The organism is Bradyrhizobium hipponense, assembly GCF_008123965.1.
In the GTDB taxonomy this organism is placed as follows: Bacteria; Pseudomonadota; Alphaproteobacteria; order Rhizobiales; family Xanthobacteraceae; genus Bradyrhizobium; species Bradyrhizobium hipponense.
This window is the reverse complement of record NZ_VSTH01000032.1, coordinates 1-22281: the sequence shown is the minus strand read 5'-3', so window position 1 is coordinate 22281 and position 22281 is coordinate 1. Positions and strand designations below refer to the sequence as shown.

The 22281-nt window shown below is 64.4% G+C and carries 18 protein-coding genes; 8 read left to right on the top strand and 10 right to left on the bottom strand.

What is annotated here, in order from left to right; genetic code table 11:
* The first annotated feature begins 254 nt into the window (after positions 1–254).
* Complete coding sequence (locus FXV83_RS10980; RefSeq protein WP_148739191.1) at positions 255–1163, top strand: efflux RND transporter periplasmic adaptor subunit; 909 nt, start codon at positions 255–257, stop codon at positions 1161–1163.
* A gap of 237 nt (positions 1164–1400) precedes the next feature.
* Here the strand turns inward: FXV83_RS10980 and FXV83_RS10975 are convergent, their stop codons facing one another.
* Complete coding sequence (locus FXV83_RS10975; RefSeq protein ID WP_148739190.1) at positions 1401–2249, bottom strand: caspase family protein; 849 nt, start codon at positions 2247–2249, stop codon at positions 1401–1403.
* Between the two features lie 424 nt (positions 2250–2673).
* Between FXV83_RS10975 and FXV83_RS10970 the strand changes: the two genes are divergently transcribed.
* The 3 genes from FXV83_RS10970 (at position 2674) to FXV83_RS10960 (ending at position 6676) form a co-directional block, all read left to right on the top strand.
* Positions 2674–4404, top strand: coding sequence for a hypothetical protein (locus FXV83_RS10970; RefSeq protein WP_148739189.1), 1731 nt, complete (start codon positions 2674–2676; stop codon positions 4402–4404).
* Between the two features lie 236 nt (positions 4405–4640).
* Positions 4641–5381 (top strand): thermonuclease family protein, encoded by a 741-nt coding sequence (locus FXV83_RS10965; RefSeq protein WP_148739188.1) that lies wholly within the window; start codon positions 4641–4643, stop codon positions 5379–5381.
* 107 nt (positions 5382–5488) lie between these two features.
* Positions 5489–6676: a pyridoxal-phosphate-dependent aminotransferase family protein gene (locus tag FXV83_RS10960; protein WP_148739187.1), complete on the top strand. Its 1188-nt coding sequence runs from the start codon at positions 5489–5491 to the stop codon at positions 6674–6676.
* 211 nt (positions 6677–6887) lie between these two features.
* Here FXV83_RS10960 and FXV83_RS10955 read toward each other — a convergent pair whose 3' ends face one another.
* Positions 6888–7997, bottom strand: coding sequence for a hypothetical protein (locus FXV83_RS10955; protein ID WP_148739186.1), 1110 nt, complete (start codon positions 7995–7997; stop codon positions 6888–6890).
* A complete protein-coding gene (locus FXV83_RS10950; RefSeq protein WP_148739185.1) occupies positions 7997–9433 on the bottom strand; it encodes an MBOAT family O-acyltransferase in 1437 nt (478 codons plus the stop codon). Before FXV83_RS10950 ends, FXV83_RS10955 begins: the two co-directional genes overlap by 1 nt.
* 189 nt (positions 9434–9622) lie before the next feature.
* On the opposite strand from FXV83_RS10950, the gene FXV83_RS10945 reads away from it, so the two are divergent.
* The gene (locus FXV83_RS10945; protein WP_148739184.1) at positions 9623–11728 is read left to right on the top strand and encodes a S9 family peptidase; all 2106 of its coding nucleotides are present in this window, start codon (positions 9623–9625) and stop codon (positions 11726–11728) included.
* A gap of 77 nt (positions 11729–11805) precedes the next feature.
* Here the strand turns inward: FXV83_RS10945 and FXV83_RS10940 are convergent, their stop codons facing one another.
* Positions 11806–12525, bottom strand: a complete 720-nt coding sequence (locus tag FXV83_RS10940) for a ribonuclease activity regulator RraA (RefSeq protein WP_148739183.1) — start codon at positions 12523–12525, stop codon at positions 11806–11808.
* 140 nt (positions 12526–12665) lie between these two features.
* Positions 12666–14405, bottom strand: coding sequence for an L-arabinonate dehydratase (gene araD, locus FXV83_RS10935; RefSeq protein ID WP_148739182.1), 1740 nt, complete (start codon positions 14403–14405; stop codon positions 12666–12668).
* Positions 14406–14667: 262 nt separating this feature from the next.
* On the opposite strand from araD, the gene FXV83_RS10930 reads away from it, so the two are divergent.
* Both FXV83_RS10930 and FXV83_RS10925 read left to right on the top strand, forming a co-directional pair.
* Positions 14668–15087, top strand: coding sequence for a response regulator (locus FXV83_RS10930; RefSeq protein ID WP_148739181.1), 420 nt, complete (start codon positions 14668–14670; stop codon positions 15085–15087).
* Positions 15065–18661 (top strand): PAS domain S-box protein, encoded by a 3597-nt coding sequence (locus FXV83_RS10925; RefSeq protein WP_148739180.1) that lies wholly within the window; start codon positions 15065–15067, stop codon positions 18659–18661. Before FXV83_RS10930 ends, FXV83_RS10925 begins: the two co-directional genes overlap by 23 nt.
* Before the next feature lie 128 nt (positions 18662–18789).
* Here the strand turns inward: FXV83_RS10925 and FXV83_RS10920 are convergent, their stop codons facing one another.
* A complete protein-coding gene (locus FXV83_RS10920) occupies positions 18790–19425 on the bottom strand; it encodes a response regulator transcription factor (protein ID WP_148739179.1) in 636 nt (211 codons plus the stop codon).
* Between the two features lie 281 nt (positions 19426–19706).
* Between FXV83_RS10920 and FXV83_RS45125 the strand changes: the two genes are divergently transcribed.
* Positions 19707–19904, top strand: a complete 198-nt coding sequence (locus tag FXV83_RS45125; RefSeq protein ID WP_347341045.1) for a hypothetical protein — start codon at positions 19707–19709, stop codon at positions 19902–19904.
* A gap of 12 nt (positions 19905–19916) precedes the next feature.
* Here FXV83_RS45125 and FXV83_RS10910 read toward each other — a convergent pair whose 3' ends face one another.
* The 4 genes from FXV83_RS10910 to FXV83_RS10895 form a co-directional block, all read right to left on the bottom strand.
* A complete protein-coding gene (locus tag FXV83_RS10910) occupies positions 19917–20420 on the bottom strand; it encodes a response regulator (protein WP_148739178.1) in 504 nt (167 codons plus the stop codon).
* Positions 20421–20563: 143 nt separating this feature from the next.
* A complete protein-coding gene (locus FXV83_RS10905) occupies positions 20564–20875 on the bottom strand; it encodes a PilZ domain-containing protein (RefSeq protein WP_148739177.1) in 312 nt (103 codons plus the stop codon).
* A 2-nt stretch (positions 20876–20877) separates the two neighbouring features.
* The gene (locus FXV83_RS10900) at positions 20878–21759 is read right to left on the bottom strand and encodes a CheR family methyltransferase (protein ID WP_148739176.1); all 882 of its coding nucleotides are present in this window, start codon (positions 21757–21759) and stop codon (positions 20878–20880) included.
* A 56-nt stretch (positions 21760–21815) separates the two neighbouring features.
* The gene (locus FXV83_RS10895; RefSeq protein WP_148739175.1) at positions 21816–22202 is read right to left on the bottom strand and encodes a response regulator; all 387 of its coding nucleotides are present in this window, start codon (positions 22200–22202) and stop codon (positions 21816–21818) included.
* Positions 22203–22281: the final 79 nt, after the last annotated feature.

Below are 22281 nucleotides of genomic sequence, written 5' to 3'. Positions count from 1 at the left end.
CGGGGTGGGGTGACAGTCTCTCCGCATCGCTCACTGCCCGAATTGAGAGATCACCCCACCCCGCTCGCGCTTCGCGCGATCGACCCTCCCCCTCCAGGGGAGGGTAGAAGGGCGAACCTCATCTTCATTCCCGCGACTAATTCAACGGGCGGCATCGCGCCGTCCGCTGCGACATCGCCGGCCCTTGCCCGCCCATGGCCGGCCGCGACCGCTTCTGCTATCGATTGAGGCCTTGCGGCCAACCGGAATGACCCATGCGTCCATTGCCTGCGCGTTGCTTTTCCCAAAAACTCGTTGCCCTCGCCGGACTGCTGGTGCTGTCCGCCCAGCCCGCGCCTGCCGCCGATGAGCCCAAGGATGCGCCCAAGGACACGCCCAAGGGGCCGGCGGTCACGGTGTTGAAGGCGGCAAAATCCTGTTTCTCGGACATCGTCGAGGCCACCGGCACGATCGCGGCGCGCGAGGAGACTTCGGTGCGCCCGGAGCGTCCGGGCTTGAAGGTGACGGAGGTGCTGGCGGAAGCCGGCGACACCACCACGGCCGGCCAGGTGCTGGCGCGGCTGGCGCTGCCCGAAGGCGGCACGCTCCAGGTCGCAGCGCCGGTGGCCGGCATCATCGCCACGTCGACGGCGCAGATCGGCGGACTCGCCTCGGCCAAGGGCGAGGCGCTGTTCACGATCGTGGCGCGCAGCGAATATGATCTCGTCGGCCTGGTGGCGACCAGCGACATCAGGAGGCTTGCGGTCAATCAACCGGCGACCGTGCGCATCGCCGGCGCAGGCGATATGGACGGCAAGGTGCGCCGCATCGGGCCGACGGTCGAGCCGAACATTCAGCAGGGCCTGGTCTATATCGGCATCTCGTCGCAGAAGCGGCTGCTGCTGAACGCAAGCGGACGCGCGCTGATCAAGACCGGGCAGAGCTGCAACGTCGCGGTGCCGCTGACCTCCGTGCAATATTCGTCCGCCGGCACCGTGGTGCAGGTGATCCGCCGCAATCGCGTCGAGACCAAGCGCGTCGAGGTCGGATTGATGTCGGGCGGCAATATCGAGGTCCGTGACGGCCTCAACGAAGGCGACATCGTCGTCGCCCGCGCCGGCGCGCTGCTGCGCGAAGGCGATCCGGTGCGCCCGGTGATGGCGAGCGCGGAAGCGGTGAAGTAGTCAACTCCGATCGTCATTGCGAGCGCAGCGAAACAATCCAGAATCTTTCCGCGGAGGGACTCTGGATTGCTTCGCTTCGCTCGCAATGATGTTGTGGGGGCAGATGCGCGCCAAGCACGTCGTTCGTAGGGTGGGCAAAGCGAAGCGTGCCCACCTCTTAACCTTCTATTGACATCCGGAAGAGATGGTGGGCACGGCGCTTTGCGCCTTTGCCCACCCTACAATCGTCGCCGAGAACTAGCCGCCGGCCTCACTGAGGCGGACGTCTTCGAGCAGCGACGAGGACACGGTCGGGACCTGGTCGCCTTCGGAGGCGCGGGAGATGGCGATGCGGGTCTTGTTGAAGACGCTTTCCGCGCTGGCCTGGGCATCGAGGTTGTTGAGGAACTCGCTGACCAGCGTGCTGTGCTCGCCCTTGCCGTCGTCGGCGACCTTGCCGGGCGATGCCGAGGAGAGGATCAGCGCATTGTCGGGCGTGCCGATCGGCGCCAGGCCGTGGCTGTAGGAACGGAAGCGGCGCTCATAGGGATTGCGGCGGGAGGCATCGACGACGACGAGCTTGGCCTTGGCGCCCTGCTCCTTCATCATCTCGAGCACGCCGTCGATGGAGACGCCGTGGCGGCGGACGTCGCTCTCCTTCCAGATCACGGCATCGACCGGCAGCATGTAGCTCTCGCGGCCGGCCTGCACGCCATAGCCGCCGAAGAACAGCATGACCACGGTATCGTGCTTGATCCGGGACTTCAGGCGGTTGACGGCGCGAACCATGTCGTCCTTGCTCGCGTCTTCCACCATGTCGACGTCAAAACCGTTCTTGCGCAGCGCCGAGGACAGCGCGCGGGCATCGTTGATCGACTGCGTCAACGGCGCGCTGGCGTCGGGATAGTGACCATTGCCGATGACCAGCGCCAGACGCGAGGCATGGCCGATCGAGCCCGTGATCTGGTCGGTCGTGACGGCCTTGGCGGCATCGATTGCACGCATGTTGAGAGCAGCATGGGCGCCGATCGCCAGCGACACCGTGCCGATGAGGGCCGCGGCGACCGCAATCGTGCGTCGTGAGAGATCGAGCTGCCTTACATTCATCTCGGTTCGTTCCTGTCCGTGCCAAAGACCAGCCAAGCGCGCGCACACTGCTTGAGTAGCGCGATGGCGGCTTTTGGTTTGAGGGATCGGCCGGGGGTGTGCCCCCGAATTGCGCGCAATTTGCGGCGCCGCACCAAACAAACCCTTAACCGGATATAGGCCCCCCGGCAAGAGATTGCCCAAAATTTGAACTAAGTGGCTGAATCCATTAGCCAATCCGACGCCCGCAATCTGCATATTTTTTCATCGCCACCCCCTTGTCACCGCCCCGATCCATGCAGTCCTCGTGCCGGATTTTCCGTGACCCTCGTCACATTTGAATTTCCTGCGAATCCGGGTAGTTTTTTCAAAGACTTGCGGGGGCGGCGTGCAGCTGGGAGCATGCCGGACGGCCCTCGGCCAAGGCCCCGCGACCAGGTATTTCATGAGCTTTCATTATTTTGCCAGCGCCGCCTGCCGGGCGCTGACGGCGCGCAAGGATGGCCCCTCGCTTTACGACGTCTGCGATCCCGTATTGTCGGGCCGAGCCAGCGGCGATCCGCATCTGGCCAAATTCTACAAGACCGCGCTCGGCAATCCCGCCCTGCGGGTGCTGCTGCGCCGTGCCGGGCTGCCCGAACTGCGCGACGAGGCCAAGCTGAACCGGCTGCGCGAGGCGCTGGTCCGCGTCCGCGACGATGCCGAGCCCGACTGGGCAATCGCCGGCCAGCCCGTCGCCGACCTCGTCGACACCATCGCGCTGGATCATCCCAAGCGGCCGCCGGCGCCATTCGTCGGCGCCATGCCGACGCAGGCGCAGATCGACAGCGTGATCCGCGACTGCGCACAGCACCTGCTGGGTTCCTATCGCCGCAACGACTTCCTGCCGACCTATGCCGCCTTCAACCTGATCGGCGATCCCGACTTCCGCGGGCGCGAGCTGATCATGGCGCTGACCGGCTTGAACGCGCGCGGCTACAAGAATTCGTCGCTGCTGTTCAACCTCGCCCGCGTCTTCATCGCGCGCTCGCCCGCGCGCGCCGTCGTCAATCCGCCCTGGAAGGGCATTGCCGAACCGATGTGGGAGCCGGTGCAGATCCGCCACCGTTCGGCCTATTACGACGCGTTCTTCATCGAAGCGCTGCTCGGCTATGTCGAGACCGGGCTCGCCTCGCCCACCGACGCGATCGCGGCGAAGCGCGCCATCGCCGACATGGTCGATTTCTGCGTCAACATCAGCCGCGAAGAGGTTCAGGGCAGCGACGGCGCGCGCTTTGACGTCATCACCGCGCTGGCGCCGGCGCCGCATCCGCGATTTTCCCGCTTTTTCGCCCAGATCAAGCAGGAGCTCGGCTTCGGCGTCTACGTGCCGGATTGCGACACCACGGCCTGCTCGATCTCCGCGGCGACCCAGGCCGGCTGCAACGATCCGATTCTCGACCAGCCGCTCTTGGATTTCTATGCCGGCTACCAGGTGCGCGCGGGCGTGAACGAGCCGCGCGTGACCGTGCCGCTCAACGACAATATCGACTACGAAGGCGGCGTTGCCACCTGGATCGACAATCTCGCCGGCGAGCGGCCCTATGGCAACGATCTCGATCCGACGCTCAATCTCGACATTCTCGAGGTGAGCTTTCGCAACCTCGCGCGCTGGAAGATCCTGGAGACGCCGGCGCGGCTGGCGACCGTGCATCGCATCATCGGCTTTCAGAAGCGGCTGGCCGCAAGCGGCGCCTTCGCCAATCCGCGTTCGCACATCTACTATCTGCCGGAGCTCTACAGCGCCTATTTCGGCCGCTGCTATGCCGCGTTCCTGGCGCTGCCGCTGGCAGCGCAGGCCGCGATCGACCCCGACGGCGCCTTCGATTTCATCCGTCACCGCGTGCTCTCCTACGTTCAGGGCGAGCTGATGGCCGCCGAGATGAACGTGTTTGACGCGGCGCTGGCGCTGATCGCGCTCGGTCATCTCGGCACCGACCCGCGTGCCTTTGCGCCGGCGCTGAACGTGATCGTCGCTAGCCTCGGCGAGGGCGGCCGCCGCGGCCCGTTCCGCGCCTATGAGTGGAACAAGATGAAGACGCCGACGCGGATCCTGGTCGGCGGCCCGGAAGTAACGTCGGCGTTCGTGCTGATGGGACTGGCGGTAGCGCGGCGGGCGATGATGGGGCGGGGGTAGGCCTCGTTTCGGACGCGGAAGCGTAGGGTGGGCAAAGGCGCGCCGTTCGCGCGCCGTGCCCACCATTCCTCCGCAATGTCAGATATGGTGGGCACGCTTCGCTTTGCCCACCCTACTGGACCGTCGCCCAATGACAGGAAGTTGACCGCTCATGTGTTAGACGAGCGCTGGCCGGGCGGCCCAAAGCCGACCACAATTGCGGGGCTTATCGAGATTTTCTTCACACGCGGACCGGCATGTTGCGAAAATTCCTGATTGCGCTGTCACTGCTCGCCTTATCTTTGCCCGGCTTGCCGTCGCTGGCGCAGGCTGCCGACATCACCGGCACCGCAAAGGTCCGCGACGGCGATTCTGTCCTGATCGGCAACAATCGGATCCGGCTCGGCGGCATCGATGCGCCGTCGTCCGATCAGCTCTGCCTCAACACCAAGGGCGAGCGCTGGACCTGCGGCGTCGCTGCGCGCGACGAGCTCGCCAAGTACACCGAGGGCAAGAACTGGGTCTGTCATGCCCGCGCGATCGACCGGCGCGGCCGCACCGTGGCCCGCTGCGAGGTCGGCGGCGAGGATATCCAGAAATGGCTGGTGCGGAGCGGCTGGGCGCTCGCTTACGCCCGCATGTCCCACGACTACGATGCCGACGAGGCTGCCGCGCGCGAGGCAAAGGCTGGGATGTGGCAGGGCGCCTTCATCGCGCCATGGGACTGGCGCGTGCGCAACAAGAAGACCACCATCCTGGGCGCCACCAAGCCGCCCGATGGCGCGCATTCGGTGCTGCTCGCCTCGGCCTCGGGGCCGGTCGCGCCCTCGCCCGACTGCACCATCAAGGGCAATGTCAACAGCGCCGGCGAGTGCATCTACCACACTCCGAACAGCCGCTGGTACACCCAGATCAAGATGAAAATCAGCAAGGGCACCCGCTGGTTCTGCTCGGTCGATGAGGCGGAAGCCGCCGGCTGCCGCAAGACGAAGCGATAACCCACTTCAGACCTGCGTTTTGCGTGCTTTTCTTGGGCGCCTCCAACGCGTAGAAACGTAAATCATCAATCCTCCAGACCGTCTTCACGACACAAGGACCAACAGCAATGACCGTTCGCGCGGGCCGGGAATTTCTGGCCATCCCCGGGCCCACCACGATGCCCGACGAGGTGCTGCAGGCGATGCATCGTCCGGCGATCGACATCTACTCCAAGCAGATGACCGATCTGACCGAGAGCCTGCTTCGCGACATCTCGAATTTGTTTGCGACCAAGGGCAAGTCCTACATCTACATCGCCAACGGCCACGGTGCCTGGGAAGCGGCGCTGAGCAACGTGCTGTCACGCGGCGACAAGGTGCTGGTGCTGGAGAGCGGGCGATTCGCGATCGGCTGGGGCAATGCGGCGGCGCTGATGGGGGCCGAGGTCGAGGTGCTCAAGGGCGACTGGCGCCGCGCGGTACGGCCGCACGAGGTCGAGGAGCGCCTGCGCCGCGACAAGGAGCACACCATCAAGGCTGTGGTCGTCGTCCAGGTCGATACGGCCTCGGGCGTGCAGAACGACATCGAGGCAATCGGCAAGGCGATCAAGGCCAGTGGCCATCCGGCGCTGTACATGGTCGACACCGTGGCCTCGCTCGGCTGCATGCCGTTCGAGATGGACAAATGGGGCATCGACGTCGCGATGTCCGGCTCGCAGAAGGGCCTGATGACGCCGCCCGGCCTCGGCTTCGTCGCCGCCAATGCGCGCGCGCTGGAAGTACACAAGACGGCCAACATGAGCACGCCTTATTGGAGCTGGAGCGAGCGCGAGGGCAGCGAGCACTATCGCAAATATGCCGGCACCGCGCCGGTGCATCTGCTGTTCGCGCTGCGCCAAGCGATCGACCTGTTGCACGAGGAAGGGCTGGAGAACGCCTTCCGCCGCCACAGCCTGCTCGGCGAGGCTGCGCGCCGCGCTGTTGCCATGTGGTCGGAAGGCCAGGCGCTCGGCTTCAATGTCGCCGAAGCCAGCGAGCGCTCCAACACCGTGACCACGGTGACCATGAGCAACGGCCATGATCCGGCGCTGCTGCAACGCTATTGCAAGGAGAAGTGCGGTGTGGTGCTCGGCACCGGCATCGGCGATCTCTCCGGCCAGGCCTTCCGCATCGCCCATATGGGCCATGTGAATGCGCCAATGCTGCTCGGCACGCTCGGCGTCATCGAGATCGGGTTGAATGCGCTGAAGATCCCGCACGGCAAGGGCGGCCTCGAGGCCGCGGTGGCGTATCTCGGCGAAGAGGTGGCGGTGTAACTCAGCACTCCGCTGTCGTCCCGGACAAGCGCAATCTGGCAACGCGTAGCGTCGTCAGACGGAGCGCCGATCCGGGACCCATAGCCACAGGATGTGGTTTGGCGAAGACTCGGAGTTATCAGCTCGCGTCCCAACGACTTCCTGTGGCTATGGGTCCCGGATCTGCGCGCGCTTGAGGGCGCTTGTCCGGGACGACATCGGAGTATTTGGGCTACGGCTGATTTATCCGATACGCCTCGACCTGCGCTTTCAGCGCATCGAGCGAGGTGAGCGGTGTCTTCGGATCGACCACGTATTCCCCACTCGCCAGCCACGCCAACACCTTCGCATCGACCGCCGGCGAATGGTGGATGACGTCGCCGTAATTGCCGAGGTCGTGGGTCACCTCCCTGATCGCGCGGAAATCGTGGAGGCGCACATTGGGAAGCTGCGTCAGGCGCTGCGCAATCAGGGCCGTGAAATCGTAGACGATCTTCAGTGTCGCCGGTGAGGCTTCGCGCATGGCGACGAATTGCAGGATCGAATAGGGCGGGAAGTAGATGTCGAAGGTCACGTCCGGATGGCGCGAGATCAGCCCGACCGCGTCGCGCTCCAAATGCCGCACCATGGCGTCATAACCATAGCCTTCGCCGAGAAAGCGGCTGCGCACGGGATCGGTGATATAGGCGAAGGCGGCAAATGTTCGCTGTGCGTTGTAGGCGCGCGCAAGGTCGAAGTCCCGCGGCAGCGCGTAGATGTCGTCGACATCGGACAGTGCGAACTTGACCGGGAGAAACGGCGCCGCCGCGGTCAGCGACTGCCGCAGCGGCGGAATCGATCGCACCACCGCGAACAAGGATTCCTTCGCCATCGCGGCGCCGAACAGATAGCTCGCGATCCCCTTTGTCGTCCCGCGATAGAGATCGGCCGACAGATAGGGATCGGCGTCGATGTCGGGCGCATCAACGAAGATCCAGTCGTCCATTTCCCAGATCACGCGCCGAGCGCCGCGGCCGATCGCATGCTCCAGCACAAATCCCTGCTGGCGTGAATTGGACCCGGTCATCGCCAGCTTGAGCGACTGAACGCCAAGCGCGCGGTCGATGTCGCTCTGGCGGAAATGGATCGCGAGCGATGAGCCGATGAACGCCGTGTCGAACGACTGGCTGCGAATCAGCCCGGCATTCTGCATGCGCGTTTCGTCGGAATAGAACGGCGAGACGAGGCGCGATGGGCGGAACAGCTGCAGCGGATCGAGGACGAAGGTGAGCGCAGCCGCGCCCAGCACGCCCACCGCGCTGGCGAGGAGAAGGCGGCTCAAATTGGTGAAGGTGCCCCGCATCAGAACCGGAAATAGATGAATTCGCTGTGGCTCTGGATGCCGAGAATTCCGAACGCGAGCACCAGTGACGCGCCATAAAGAAACAGCGGCCGCATCCGTCCTGCTCGCAAGTCGTCGCCGACGCTGCGGTTGCGGTGATCGTAGCCCATGATCTCTTGCGTATTCGGCGCCAGCCACACCAGCGCAGCATAGATCGATACCATGACGAGGGCCACGATCTCCTCGCGGCCGAAGGCAATGTTCGAAGGCTCCGCCATGGCGCCGATAACTCGCATCGCCCAATCGACCCGTTCGGCGCGGAAGAACACCCAGGCGACGACGACGGCGACGAAAGTCAGCACGGTCCCCGCAACGCGGGCTGGGCGCGCAAGGGGCGACGGGATGTTGGGCAACAGCGCATTGAAGACGTGATTGATGCAGAGATAGGCGCCGTGCAGCGCGCCCCACACGACGAAGGTCCAGGCCGCGCCGTGCCAGAGCCCGCCGAGCAGCATCGTGAGCATCAAATTGATATAGCGCAGCGCGCGGCCGCGGCGGTTGCCGCCGAGCGGGATGTAGAGATAGTCGCGCAGGAATTGCGACAGCGTCATGTGCCAGCGGCGCCAGAACTCGACGATGCTCGTGGCCTTGTAGGGCGAGTTGAAGTTGACGGGCAGAAAGATGCCGAACATCAGCGAGATGCCGATCGCCATGTCGGAATAGCCGGAGAAATCGAAATAGAGTTGAAACGTGTAGGCGAGAGCGCCGAGCCAGGCCTGGTCGAAGCTCGGCGAACGCGCGTCGAAGGCGAGCACGACCAGGGGCTGGATGCCGTCGGCGAGGCAGGTCTTCTTGAACAGGCCGATCGCGAAGATGATCACGCCGCACAGCATCAGATGCGGGTCGGGATGCTTCGACTTCTCCCGCTCGAATTGCGGAATCATGTCCTTGTGGTGGAGGATCGGGCCTGCGATCAGATGCGGGAAGTAGGTCACGAACAGCGCATAGTGCGGCAGCGCATAGGCCGCGACCTGGCCGCGCCAGGCATCGACCAGGAACGCGATCTGGGTGAAGGTGTAGAAGGAAATGCCGACCGACAGCAGGATGTGGACCGCGACATGCGTGCCGAGCAGCGCATTGAGATTGTCGGCGGCGAAGCCGGCATATTTGAAGATGCCGAGCACGAGCAGATCGCCGGCAACGCCGAGCGTAAGTGCCACCCGGCGCTGCGAGGGGGTGAGCTTTTTCTCAATCAGGAGATAGCCGACGCTATAGTTGAAGGCGATCGAGGCCAGCAACAAGCCTGCGAATTGCCAATTGCCGATGGCGTAAAAGGCGAGCGAGGCTGCCGTCAGCCAGATCACCGGGGTCAGATTGCTGCGTCGCCCGAGCCAGAAGTACCCGACCAGCACGGCCGGCAGGAACAGCAAGATGAACGGATAGGAATTGAATAGCATCGAGCTGGACCGGCGGCGGGGACATAGCCCTAAAGCATACAAGCGCTCGATCAACAACCCGGCGACTTCGCGCAGTTCTTGACCCGGCCGCTGGCAATTCATGGAATCGGGACGATATAAGACGACGCGCCTTCCCTTCCCCCGCAAGCGAGGCGAAAAACCGACGCTGCGTTAATGAACGAGGACCGAGTGACACAAGCCAAAACGCCTTCCCAGCCCCCAATCGCCCCGCGCCGGCCGCATTCCTTCACGCGGCACGGCATCACCGTGAGCGACGACTATGCCTGGCTGAAGGACGACAAATGGCAGGAGGTGCTGCGCGATCCCAGCGTGCTCGATCCCGACATCCGCAAATACCTTGACGAAGAGAATATCTACACCGAGAGCCTGCTCGGCCACACCGGAGCGCTGCAAAAGACGCTGGTCCGCGAGATGCGCGGGCGCATCAAGGAGGACGATTCCAGCGTGCCGTCGCCGGATGGTCCGTTCGCCTATTTCGGCAAGTTTCGCGAAGGCGGGCAGCATGAATTGTTCGGCCGCATGCCGCGCGATGGCGGCGAGGGTCACATCGTGCTCGATGGCGACGCGCTTGCGAAAGACCACAAATATTTCAAGTTCGGCGGCAGCCGGCATTCGCCCGATCACAAGCTGCAAGCCTGGAGCGCGGACACCAAGGGCTCGGAATATTTCTCGATCCGGGTGCGCGATTGGGCGACGGGCAAGGATTTTGACGATGTCGTCGAGGAGACCGACGGCGGCATCGTCTGGAGCAAGGATTGTAAGAGCTTCTTCTATGTGAAGCTCGACGACAATCACCGCCCCATGCAGGTGTGGCGGCACCGGCTCGGCACCAGACAGGCCGACGACACCCTGGTCTATGAGGAGCAGGATTCCGGCTGGTTCACCCATCTGCACGAGAGCACCAGTGGCCGCTTCTGCGTGATCGCCGGCGGCGACCACGAGACGTCGGAGCAGCGGCTGATCGATCTCGAAAACCCCGAGGCGCCGCCGCGGCTGGTCGCAGCGCGCGAGGACGGCGTGCAATATTCGCTGGGCGACCGCGGCGATGAACTCTTCATCCTCACCAATGCCGACGACGCCATCGACTTCAAGATCATCACGGCGCCGCTCGCCTCTCCCGAGCGCAAGAACTGGCGCGATTTGATTCCGTACCGCCCCGGCATCTACATAATCGATTTCGATCTCTATGCCGGCCACCTGGTGCGGCTGGAGCGCGCCAATGCGCTGCCGGCAATCGTGATCCGCGATCTCGCTGACAACGAGGAGCATGCGATCGCCTTCGACGAAGCGGCCTATTCGCTCGACACGATGGGCTCCTACGAATTCGAGACGACGAATCTGCGCTTTGCCTATTCGTCGATGACGACGCCGTCCGAGGTCTACGACTACGACATGGCCAAGCGCACGCGCACCCTGCGCAAGCGCCAGGAGATTCCGTCTGGCCACGACGCCGCCGACTACGTCACCACCCGCATCATGGCGAAATCGCATGACGGCGCGGAGGTGCCGGTGTCGATCCTCCATCGGCTCGGACTCGAGCTCGACGGCTCCGCGCCGCTGCTGCTCTACGGCTACGGCTCCTACGGTATGGCGATGCCGGCTTCGTTCAACGCCAACCGCCTGTCGCTGGTCGATCGCGGCTTCGTTTACGCCATCGCCCATATCCGCGGCGGCGCCGACAAGGGCTGGGGCTGGTATCTCGACGGCAAGCGCGAGAAGAAGACCAACAGCTTCGACGATTTCGCCGCGAGCGCACGCGCGCTGATCGACGCGAAGTACACCAGTGCAAAGCGCATCGTCGGCCATGGCGGTTCGGCCGGCGGCATGCTGATGGGCGCGGTCGCCAACCGTGCGGGCGAATTGTTCGCCGGCATCGTCGCCGAAGTGCCGTTCGTCGACGTGCTCAACACCATGCTCGACGACACCTTGCCGCTGACGCCGCCGGAATGGCCGGAGTGGGGTAACCCGATCGAGAGCCAGAAGGATTTCGAGACGATCCTGTCCTACTCGCCTTACGACAATGTCGCCGCGAAGGAGTATCCGGCGATCCTGGCGATGGGCGGTTTGACCGACCCGCGCGTGACCTATTGGGAGCCGGCGAAATGGATCGCGCGCCTGCGCGCCACCATGCGCGGCGGCGGCCCGGTCCTGCTCCGCACCAACATGGGCGCCGGCCACGGCGGCGCGGCGGGACGCTTCAACCGGCTCGACGAAGTCGCGATCGTGTATGCGTTTGCGCTGTGGGCAGCGGGGATGGCGGAGGCTGAGGTGTAAGCCACACCCTCCGCCGTCGTCCCGGCCTAGTGCGCAATTGCGCACTAGGCCGGGACGACACCGGTGTTGTGGCGTAACTACCTTCCCTTCGCCTTCCGCCATGCCGCAAAATCGGTCAGCGTCTGTGGATCGGTGGCGGGATAGAGGCCGAAGATGCCGCGGCCCTTGTTCACTTCCTCGGTGACGAAATCCTCGAACGCGGTCATCTCGAAGGTTTCATTGGCGATCTCATCGGCGAGATGGGCGGGGATCACGATGACGCCGTCGGCATCGCCGAGAATGACGTCGCCGGGAAACACCGGCGCGTCGCCGCAACCGATCGGGACGTTGATCTCGATGGCGTGGTGCAGCGTCAGGTTGGTCGGCGCGCTCGGGCGGTGGTGGAAGGCGGGGAAGCCGAGCTTGGCGATCTCGGCGGAATCGCGAAACCCGCCGTCGGTGACGACGCCGGCAACGCCGCGCTTCATCAGCCGCGTTACCAGGATCGCGCCGGCGGAGGCCGCGCGCGCGTCCTTGCGGCTGTCCATCACCAGCACGCTGCCTGCCGGGCAATCCTCGACCGCCTTGCGCTGCGGATGTGCGCGATCGCGAAACACCTCGATGGTGTTGAGGTCCTCGCGCGCCGGCATGTAGCGCAGCGTGAAGGCCTCGCCGACCATGGTCGGCTGGTCCGGGCCGAGCGGGTGCACATCCTGGATCATCTGGATGCGCAGGCCGCGCTTGAACAATGCCGTGGCGACGGTGGCGGTTGAGACGGTCTTAAGCTTGTTGCGGGTGGCGTCGGTGAGTTTGGTCATGGTGTACTCTCTCTTGTCATTCCGGGGGCGCGCGCAGCGCGAGCTAAGATGCGCAATTGCGCATCTGAGAATCCATCGGGCCGCAAATGCCGCGGTGAAATGGGTTCCGGGCTCGCGCTTCGCGCCCCGGAACGACGGCGTCAGTAAATCGACGGCTCGCCGATCGGCGCGCCGAAACTGGTCTCGAGGAAGTCGAAGTCGCAGCCGTCATTGGCCTGCGTGATGTGCTTTGTGAACATCCAGCCATAGCCGCGCTCGAAGCGGCGCTCGGGCGCCTTCCAGGCGGCACGGCGCTTTGCGAGCTCGGCCTCCGATACGTCGAGATTGATGGTGCGCGCGGCGACGTCGAGCGTGATGCGGTCGCCGTTCTGCACCAGGGCGAGCGGACCGCCGACGTAAGACTCGGGCGCGACATGCAGAATACAGGCGCCGTAGCTGGTGCCGCTCATGCGCGCATCCGAGATGCGCACCATGTCGCGCACGCCCTGCTTCACGAGCTTGGTCGGAATCGGCAGCATGCCCCATTCCGGCATACCCGGCCCACCCTGCGGCCCCGCATTGCGCAGGATCAGAATGTGGTCGGCGGTGACGTCGAGATTGGGATCGTCGACCGCCTGCTTCATCGACGGATAGTCGTCGAACACCAGCGCGGGGCCGGTGTGCTTGAGGAAACGCGTCTCGCACGCGCTCGGCTTGATGACGCAGCCATCCGGCGCGAGATTGCCCTTGAGCACGGCGAGCGCGCCCTCCTTGTAGATGGGGTTGTCGACCGAGCGGATAACGTCGTCATTGTGCACTTCGGCGTGCGCGATGTTCTCAGCCAGGGTCCGTCCGGTGACGGTGATGCAGTCGAGATGCAGATGCGGCTTGATCTGGCTCATCAGCGCCGGCAGGCCGCCGGCATAGAAGAAGTCCTCCATCAGATAAGCATCGCCGCTCGGCCGGACGTTGGCGATGACCGGGACCTTGCGGCTCGCGATCTCGAAATCGTCGAGCCCGATGTCCTGACCGGCGCGGCGAGCCTGGGCAATCAGATGGATGATCGCGTTGGTCGAGCAGCCCATCGCCATGGCGACCGCGATCGCATTCTCGAACGCCTTGCGCGTCTGGATCGCCTTCGGCGTCAGATCCTCCCACACCATCTCGACGATGCGGCGGCCACATTCGCTGGCCATGCGGATGTGGTTGGCATCCGCGGCTGGAATCGAGGACGCACCCGGCAGCGTCATGCCGATCGCTTCCGCGATGGCGGTCATGGTCGAGGCCGTGCCCATGGTCATGCAGGTGCCGTAGCTGCGGGCGATGCCGGCTTCGATATCGAGCCAGTCCTTGTCGGAGATCTTTCCGGCGCGCCGTTCGTCCCAGTATTTCCAGCCGTCGGAACCCGAGCCCAGCGTTTTGCCCTTCCAGTTGCCGCGCAACATGGGACCTGCCGGCAGATAGATCGCTGGGATATTCATCGAAGTGGCGCCGAGCAGCAGCGCCGGCGTGGTCTTGTCGCAGCCGCCCATCAGCACCACGCCGTCGACGGGATGGCTGCGCAGCAACTCCTCGGCATCCATCGCCAGCAGATTGCGATAGAGCATCGTGGTCGGCTTGAGCAGCGATTCCGACAGCGACAGCGCCGGCAGCTCCAGCGGCAGGCCGCCGGCCATGAGGACGCCGCGCTTGACGTCGTCGACGCGCGACTTGAAATGCATGTGGCAGGGCTGCGCGTCCGACCAGGTATTGAGGATCGCGATGATCGGGCGGTCCTTCCACTCCTCGGGGGCGTAACCCATCTGCATGGTGCGGGAGCGGTGGCCGAACGAGCGCAGGTCGTCGGGCGCGAACCAGCGCGCGCTGCGGAGCTGGTCGGGTGTTTTCTTCCTGGTGGTCATTTTCCTTGTCCGTCCGGGGAATCCCACCTGCTCTTCCCACAGGCGATCCATCCCTCGCAAGACGCCGGACTGAGGGGAAACGGGCGTCTGCTATGCTCACAGACGTGCATATGTCCCGGTGCAATGCAATAACGAGCCCGGCGGCCTTGCGGCCGGTCGCGAAGCGCTTGCGGGCCGGGCAGAATCCGCGCAACAATTTCACATTGAGGCATCGAATCTCTCAACCGAATTGGACCTCCCATCGGGCTCGGAGGACTGGAATTTGGCCAACATCCTGATCGTAGATGACGATCCGGCCGTGCAGATGACGAACCGGCTGCTCCTGGAGAGGGCCGGTCATCACGTGACGGTCGCCGGCGACGGCCGCAGTGGGCTGGCGCTGTTCGAGACGAGCCGGTTCGACCTCTTGTTCCTCGACATCTTCATGCCCGGCATGGACGGGCTGGAGACGATGCGCCACGTCCGGGCGCTGCAGCCGGCTATTCCGATCATCGTCATTTCCGGCCGCTCGGCCACGCCGGATGCCTATGCCGAGCCGGACTTCCTGAAGATGGCGACCAAGCTCGGGGCGATAGCGAGCTTGCAGAAATCGTTCCGGGCCGACGCACTGCTTGCGGCTGTCGACGGTTGCCTGGACGCGGGCAAGCCGGAGGGTCCCGATGTCAGCACCGGCCGCCGATGATGAGGACGTCCGTTCTGTTCCAGGCCAGAACAGGCGCGGCGATTCGAGCAACGATGCGAATATCGGCATGACGCTCGCCACGCGGCTGGCCATTGCGATGATCCTGCTGGTGGCGGTTACCGTGGCCGCGGTCGGCTGGCTGGGCTATCGCAATATCACCCAAGCGGTCATTCCCCGGGTCCTGGAGCGCATCGAGGCCCAGTCGCGCCTGCGGGCCAACAATCTTGAATCCTACGTTGCCGGAGCTCGCGGCGATCTGGTCGGCTATCGCTCCGCCGCAGCCATCAATGGCCTGATCCGCGCTCACATGGGTGGGGGCATCGACGCCACTGACAACGTTTCGGAGCAAACCTGGCGCGAGCGCATTGCATCGCGGCTCGCGGCCGAGATCGAGGCCAAACCCAGCTACGGACAGTTTCGAATCATCGGTCTTGACGACGACCAGCGCGAACTGGTCCGCGTCGATCGCTCCGGCCCGAATGGAGCGGTACGGATCGTCCCCAGCAGCGAACTGGAGCGCAAGAGCGAGCGAGCCTATTTTCAGGAAACAATTCGGCTGGCGCCGGGCGAAATCTACGTCTCGCCAGTCGATCTCGCCACCCGCCAGGGCGGAACAACGGCCCTTCACACCCCGACTTTGCGTGTCGCGACGCCGCTGTTCGCACCGGACGGCAAGCCGTTCGGCATCATCATCGCCAATATCGACATGCGTCCGGCACTAGACCGCGTCCGTTCGGCCCCGGGCTCGGGGGGAGAGATCTACGTCGTGAATTCGCGCGGCGACTATCTCGTCCATCCCGATCGCGCGCAAGAATTCGGCTCGGTGCGAGGCCACCCCACCAACTGGCGCAACGACTTTCCATTTTTTGCCGGCCTGACCGGCACGCTGGAAGTATCCACGCAGCTTGTCACCGACGGGTCGGGCCGGCCGAGCGGCGCGGCGATCGCGCCGGCGCTGCTTGCGGGCAAGGAATGGGTCGCGATCATCGAGACGGTGCCTCCGTCGGTGTTCGGCCGCGTGCCGGCGGCCATTCAAAAGACGTCCTTGCTCGTCGGCGTGCTTGCCGTCCTCGCCGCGGCTTCGCTCGCGGTGCTGCTGGCGCGCTCGTTGACGCGCCCGATCGGGCGGCTGACCAGAGCCGTGGAGGCAATCGGCAGCGGCCGGCCGGCGGACATCCCCGTCGACGCCAGCGGCGAGACGGGCGTGCTGGCACGGGCCTTTGCCCGGATGGTCGAGGAGACGCAGGCGAAAACAGCCGCTCTCGAACGCGAGGTCGAGGAGCATCGCCGCACCGAAGCGGCGCGAAGCCATCATGCGGAACGCGAGCGCCTGTTCAGCGCCGCGGTCGAATCATCCGACGATGCGATCGTGATGCAGACCCTCGATGCCATCATCACCGGCTGGAATCCGGCCGCCGAACGCCTCTATGGCTATTCGGCGGACGAGGCGATCGGGCAGTCCACCTCGATCATCGTCCCGGCCGAACGACGCGCGCAAGGCAAGGATATCTTGCGGCGGATCGCCGGAGGCGAGCCGATCGAACGCTTCGAGACGGTGCGCCTGCGCAAGGACGGCACGCCGGTCGAGATCTCGCTCAGCCTGTCGCCGATCAAGGGACCGTCGGGCCAGATCATCGGCGTCTCCGGGAGCGCGCGCAGCCTCACCGAGGCCCGGCGCGCCGAACGGGCGCTGCAGCAGCAACTGGAGGAACGGCGGCAGCTCTTCGATACCTCGCAGGACCTGATCATGGTGATGGATGCGCGAGGCCATATCGCGCAGATCAGTCCGAGCAGCGAGACCATTCTCGGCTACCGGCCGGAGCAGATGCTCGGCCGCAGCGGCGCCGACTTCATTCATCCCGACCATCTCGAGCAGGCACGCGCCGAAATGCGGGCGATGCGGCGCGGCGAGCGCCCCAAGCTCGCCGACACCCGGTGCTTGCACAAGAACGGGCATGAGGTCTGGCTGTCCTGGCTCGGCAGCTGGTCTAGGCAGGCCAGGCGGTTCTTCTTCGTCGGACGCGACATGACCGAGACGCGGCTCGTGCAGGAATCGCTGCGCGAGAGCGAACGGCTCGCCCGCAACATCGTCGAGACCTCGCTCGACGCCTTCGTCCAGACCGACGAGACCAGCTGCATCCTGAACTGGAGCTCGCGGGCCGAAGAGCTGTTCGGCTGGCGGCGCGACGAGGCGCTGGGCAAGAATGCGGTCGACCTGATCGTCGCTGAGGGTGAGCGCAGGAGGGTCAATGCCGGCCTCGCGCGTTTCGTCGAGTCCGCGGACGGCCGGACGCTCAACCGCCGCCGCGAGCTGATGGTCCGCCGCCGCGACGGCAAGGAGTTCAAGGCCGAGTTGAGCGTCACGGCGCTGAAGCGCCGCAAGGGCCTCCTGTTCAACGTCTTCTACCGCGACCTCACCGACAAGATCGCGGCCGAAGAGCGGATCCGTCATGCCGAGAAGATGGAGGCGGTCGGCCAGCTCACCGGCGGGGTGGCGCACGATTTCAACAACATCCTCACCGTCATCACCGGAACGATCGAAATCCTGGCTGACGCGGTGGCCAAGGAGCCGGAACTTGCGGCGATCGCGAAGATGATCGACGAGGCCGCCGGGCGTGGCGCCGAGCTGACCCAGCATCTGCTTGCGTTTGCGCGCAAGCAGCCGCTGCAGCCGCGCGAGATCGACATCAACTCGCTGATCATCGACACCGCGAAGCTGTTGCGGCCGACGCTGGGCGAGCAGATCCAGATCGAATCCGTGTTCGAGGATGAGAGCTGTGTCGCGATCGTCGATCCTAATCAGCTGACAACCGCGCTCCTCAACCTCGCGCTCAACGCCCGCGACGCCATGCCCGGCGGCGGCAAGCTGATCGTCGAGACGGGCGCTGCCTATCTCGATGAGGTCTATGCCAGTATCAACGACATCTCGCCCGGGCATTACGTGCTGATCGCCGTGAGCGACACCGGCTCCGGCATCCCCACCAACATGTTGCCCAGGGTGTTCGACCCCTTCTTCACTTCGAAGGGGCCCGGCAAGGGCACCGGGCTCGGGCTCTCCATGGTCTACGGCTTCATCAAGCAGTCCGCCGGCCACATCAAGATCTACAGCGAAGAAGGACACGGCACCACGATCAAGATATATCTGCCGCCCGGCAAGACCGCCACGGCGGTCGCCGACGGCGTGACGCCGTCAACGGTCGAGGGCGGGCATGAGACGATCCTCGTGGTCGAGGACGACCGGCTGGTGCGCGACTACGTGCTGGCGCAGCTGCATTCGCTCGGCTACGTCACCTTGCAGGCCGCAAACGCCGCGGAGGCACTCGCGATCGTCGCCGCCGGAAAGCCGTTTGACCTGCTGTTCACCGATGTGATCATGCCCGGCAAGATGAATGGACGGCAGCTTGCTGACGAGCTGTTGAAGACGCGGCCCGATCTCAGGGTGGTCTTTACGTCCGGCTACACCGAGAATGCGATCATCCACCACGGTCGGCTGGATTCGGGCGTTCTGCTGCTGGCAAAGCCCTATCGCAAGTCGGATCTCGCACGGATCATCCACAAGGCGCTGAGCGGGTGATGATGATCGTGCAGTAACCCGTCGCCCGGATGGAGCGTGTAGCGCAATCCGGGTCGTGTCCCGACGCAGATACAAGACCCGGATTTCGCTTTCGCTCCATCCAGGCTACGAAACGTCACTGACAGCGTCTACGACGCGCGCTGGGCTGCCGTCATCACGATACGGATCAGGTCGGCGGCATTGCGCGCGCCGAGCTTCTTCATGATGTTGGCGCGGTGGTCCTCGATCGTGCGCGGGCTGATGCCAAGCGTGCGGCCGGCTTCCTTGTTGGAAGCACCAGCGGCAAACTGTTCGAGCACCTCGCGCTCCCTGCGCGTCAACGGCTCGCGTCCGGGGAAATGCAGTGAGCCGAATTTCGGCGATACGCTCTCTGCCTGCCTGCGTGCATAGGCCCCGATGGCCTCGTCCAGCCGGCCCACGATCTCGCTGCCTCTGAACGGCTTCTCGATGAAGTCGAGCGCGCCGCTCTTGATGGCGCCCACCGCCATCGAGATGTCGCCCTGCCCGGAGATCATGAAGATCGGCGCCGGATAATCCTCGCCATGCAGCTCCTTCAGAATGTCGAGGCCCGACTTTCCGGGAATGTGCACGTCGAGCAGGATCGCAGCCGGCGTGCGGTTTCGTGCGATGGAGAGCAACGCTGCGCCATCTGCGAAACAGATCACCTCATAGCCTGCCGCCTTCAACACCATCGACAAGGTGTCGCGAACGGCAGGGTCGTCATCGACGACGAAGATTTCACCACGAGTGGTTTGTTCGGCCATGTGCAGCGTCCATTCGGCGATACAAGGACTCGCGTCCGCGCCAACCGTTATGGCGTTCGGCGCAGATTCGGCCCACCCGTATTTGTACGGGACATGGACTTAACGCACAAGTAGCGGCAAGGCGTCTAATTGCAGGGGACGGAGAATATCCATGCTCAATTTTGCCGGGCAGTTCCCTCGCGCCACGACACCCGAAGCCGACAGCCGTCAGTTGATCGTGGCCGATCTTCGCTCTTTGATCGCGCAGATCGAGAGCAGCATGCTGCCTGCTCGACGCAGCGATGGCGGACGATGGCAATCAGCCGGGTTCCCCCGACATTTTCGTACTCGACAACCTCACGCCCCGTTACGCCACGGCGAGCGCCGCCCTCAACGCCTGCCGCGCCGGACTCGGCCATGCGCTGCAATCCTTGTCGGAATCCGCCGATCCGGTGGAGATGGCGATGGGTCCGGCAAACCTGCCGCACCCGATCGCATAACTGTTCCCAGCCTTACGCGCGATGCCGTTCCACGATCGCGTCGGTCGCGACACCGCCCCAGGTGTGCATCGCAGGGAGGCCCATCGCGGCTTTGCCGAGATTGGCGAGGCTGATGCGCAGGGCCGCGAGATCGAGCGGCTTCGGCAGGCTCTGGAGCTCGATTCCGACGGATCGGGCAAAGTTGCGGGCGGCGCTGCGGCGCTTACTGTCCATGCCGCTGATGACGATCACGGCGCCTGCGAATTTCGCAGCTGCCATCTCGCGCAGCACGTCGATGCCGTCGCCGTCCTCCAGCACGAGATCGAGCGTCACGCAGTCGAAGCGCGCGGTGCGAAGCTTTTCGATCGCATCCGCCACGGACGGCGCCACGGTGACTTCGTGGCCGGCCTGCCTGGCGGCGACCGTGATCAGGCTGCGCTGCGTGGCGTCGTCATCGACCACCAAGAGCTGAAGCGCGCGCCGCTCGGCGACGTCGGGCAGGTTTGACGAGACGGGGGAGAGAGGGCTTCTGGGCATTGCCGTATCCTGAGTTGAGACCGGCAATCGATACACGGTTCGCGCTTAGACCACGTAAAGCCAGTGCGGCGAATTCATCCAGATGTTTTCAGAAAATGTGAAGTAACGTGTCGGGAAAGTGCGATGGCGGATCCGCGCGCAGATCAGACGACCGCGTCGTGTCCGGTCGCCCGCTTCTTCCTGTTCTTGCCGCGCAGGAACTGAATGTCCATCTCGGCACCGTTGACGCGCACCAGTTCGCAGCGGCGGTAGGCAAGCCCCGTGGAGGACAACAGCAGGAAGAATTCCTTCAGGTTCAAACCCTGGATCGAACCTTCCACCGTGAGGATGGCGTCGGTGTCGGAGATCGCGTTGAGCTTGCAGTCGCGCCGCCAAGTGCCGTCGATGGCCATGATGCAGACATCATAGCCGCGGCTGAACGTTACCCGCTCCGTACCCTTTCCATCCTCTGCCATGCTTATCGTCCCGCCATCACCGCCATCCGCGGCGGCGCGCCAGCGAGCGCCGGCCTGGCTGCGGCCGCGCGCGCATCATTGGGCTTGTAGAGGCCGCGCCGCTCCGGAATCGGCTTGAAGGTATCGGTCAGTCCGACCACGGTTTCGGCCGCGCCCAGCACCAGGAAGCCGTCTGGCTCGATCTGGCGGGCGAGGCGGTTGAAGATGTTGATCTTGGTGTCCTGGTCGAAATAGATCAGCACGTTGCGGCAGAAGATGACGTCGAACGTGCCGAGCTGGGCGAAATCATGCAGCAGGTTGAGCTGCCGATGCTGGATCATCGCGCGCAGCTCGGGATTGATCTGCCAGGTCTCGCCGGTCTGCTTGAAATATTTCATCAGCATCTGGATCGGCAGCCCGCGCTGGACTTCGAACTGGCTGTAGATGCCGGCCTTGGCCTTCTCCAGCACCTCCTGCGACAGGTCGGTCGCGATGATCTCGACGCGCCAGCCCGTGAGCGCGGCACCCATCTCCTTCAGGCTCATCGCCAGCGAATAGGGCTCCTGCCCGGTCGAACCGGCGGCGCACCAGATCCGCAAGCTGCGGCGGCCGGCGCGGGCCTTGATGACTTCGGGCATGATGGTATCGCGGAAATGATCGAACGGGATCTTGTCGCGGAAGAAGAAGGTCTCGTTGGTGGTCATGGCCTCGACCACGCTGGTGACCAGCGCGCTCGAGCCGCCACCCTGCAGCTTCTGCACGAGCTCGCCGATGCCGGAGAGCCCAGCCTTGCGGGCAAGCGGCAACAGCCGGCTTTCGATCAGATATTGCTTGTCTGCGGACAGGTCGAGCCCGGAATGATCCCTCAGGAACTTACGCAGATACTCATACTCGGTCGGGGTCACGGATGGCCTCTCGAAAGCTGTACTGGGAACACTTTGGCTAGGCGAATGGGCCAGACTCAGACCATGACTTGTCCAACCGGGATCAAGCCGACTTCAGCAAATTTGTCGGCGATAATATCCTTGTCGAACGGCTTCATGATGTACTCGTTGGCACCGCCGCTGAGCGCCTGGGCGATATGAGCCACATTGTTCTCGGTGGTGCAGAACACCACCTTGGGCTGGTCGCCGCCGGGCAGGCGGCGCATGTGGCCCATGAACTCGAAGCCGTCCATGACCGGCATATTCCAGTCGAGCAGCACCGCGTCGGGCAACTTACGCCGGCAGATCTCCAGCGCTTTCGAGCCGTCTTCGGCTTCAGTAACTTCGAATTCCAGGCCTTCCAGGATCCGGCGCGCGATCTTTCGCACGACGCTGGAATCATCGACCACCAAACATGTCTTCATTTTGGTTCTCCGGCTTCGATGTTTTTGGGGCTCACGCAGCCATTTGCACTTCGGTTTTGAGCTCGAGGACGCGATCGAC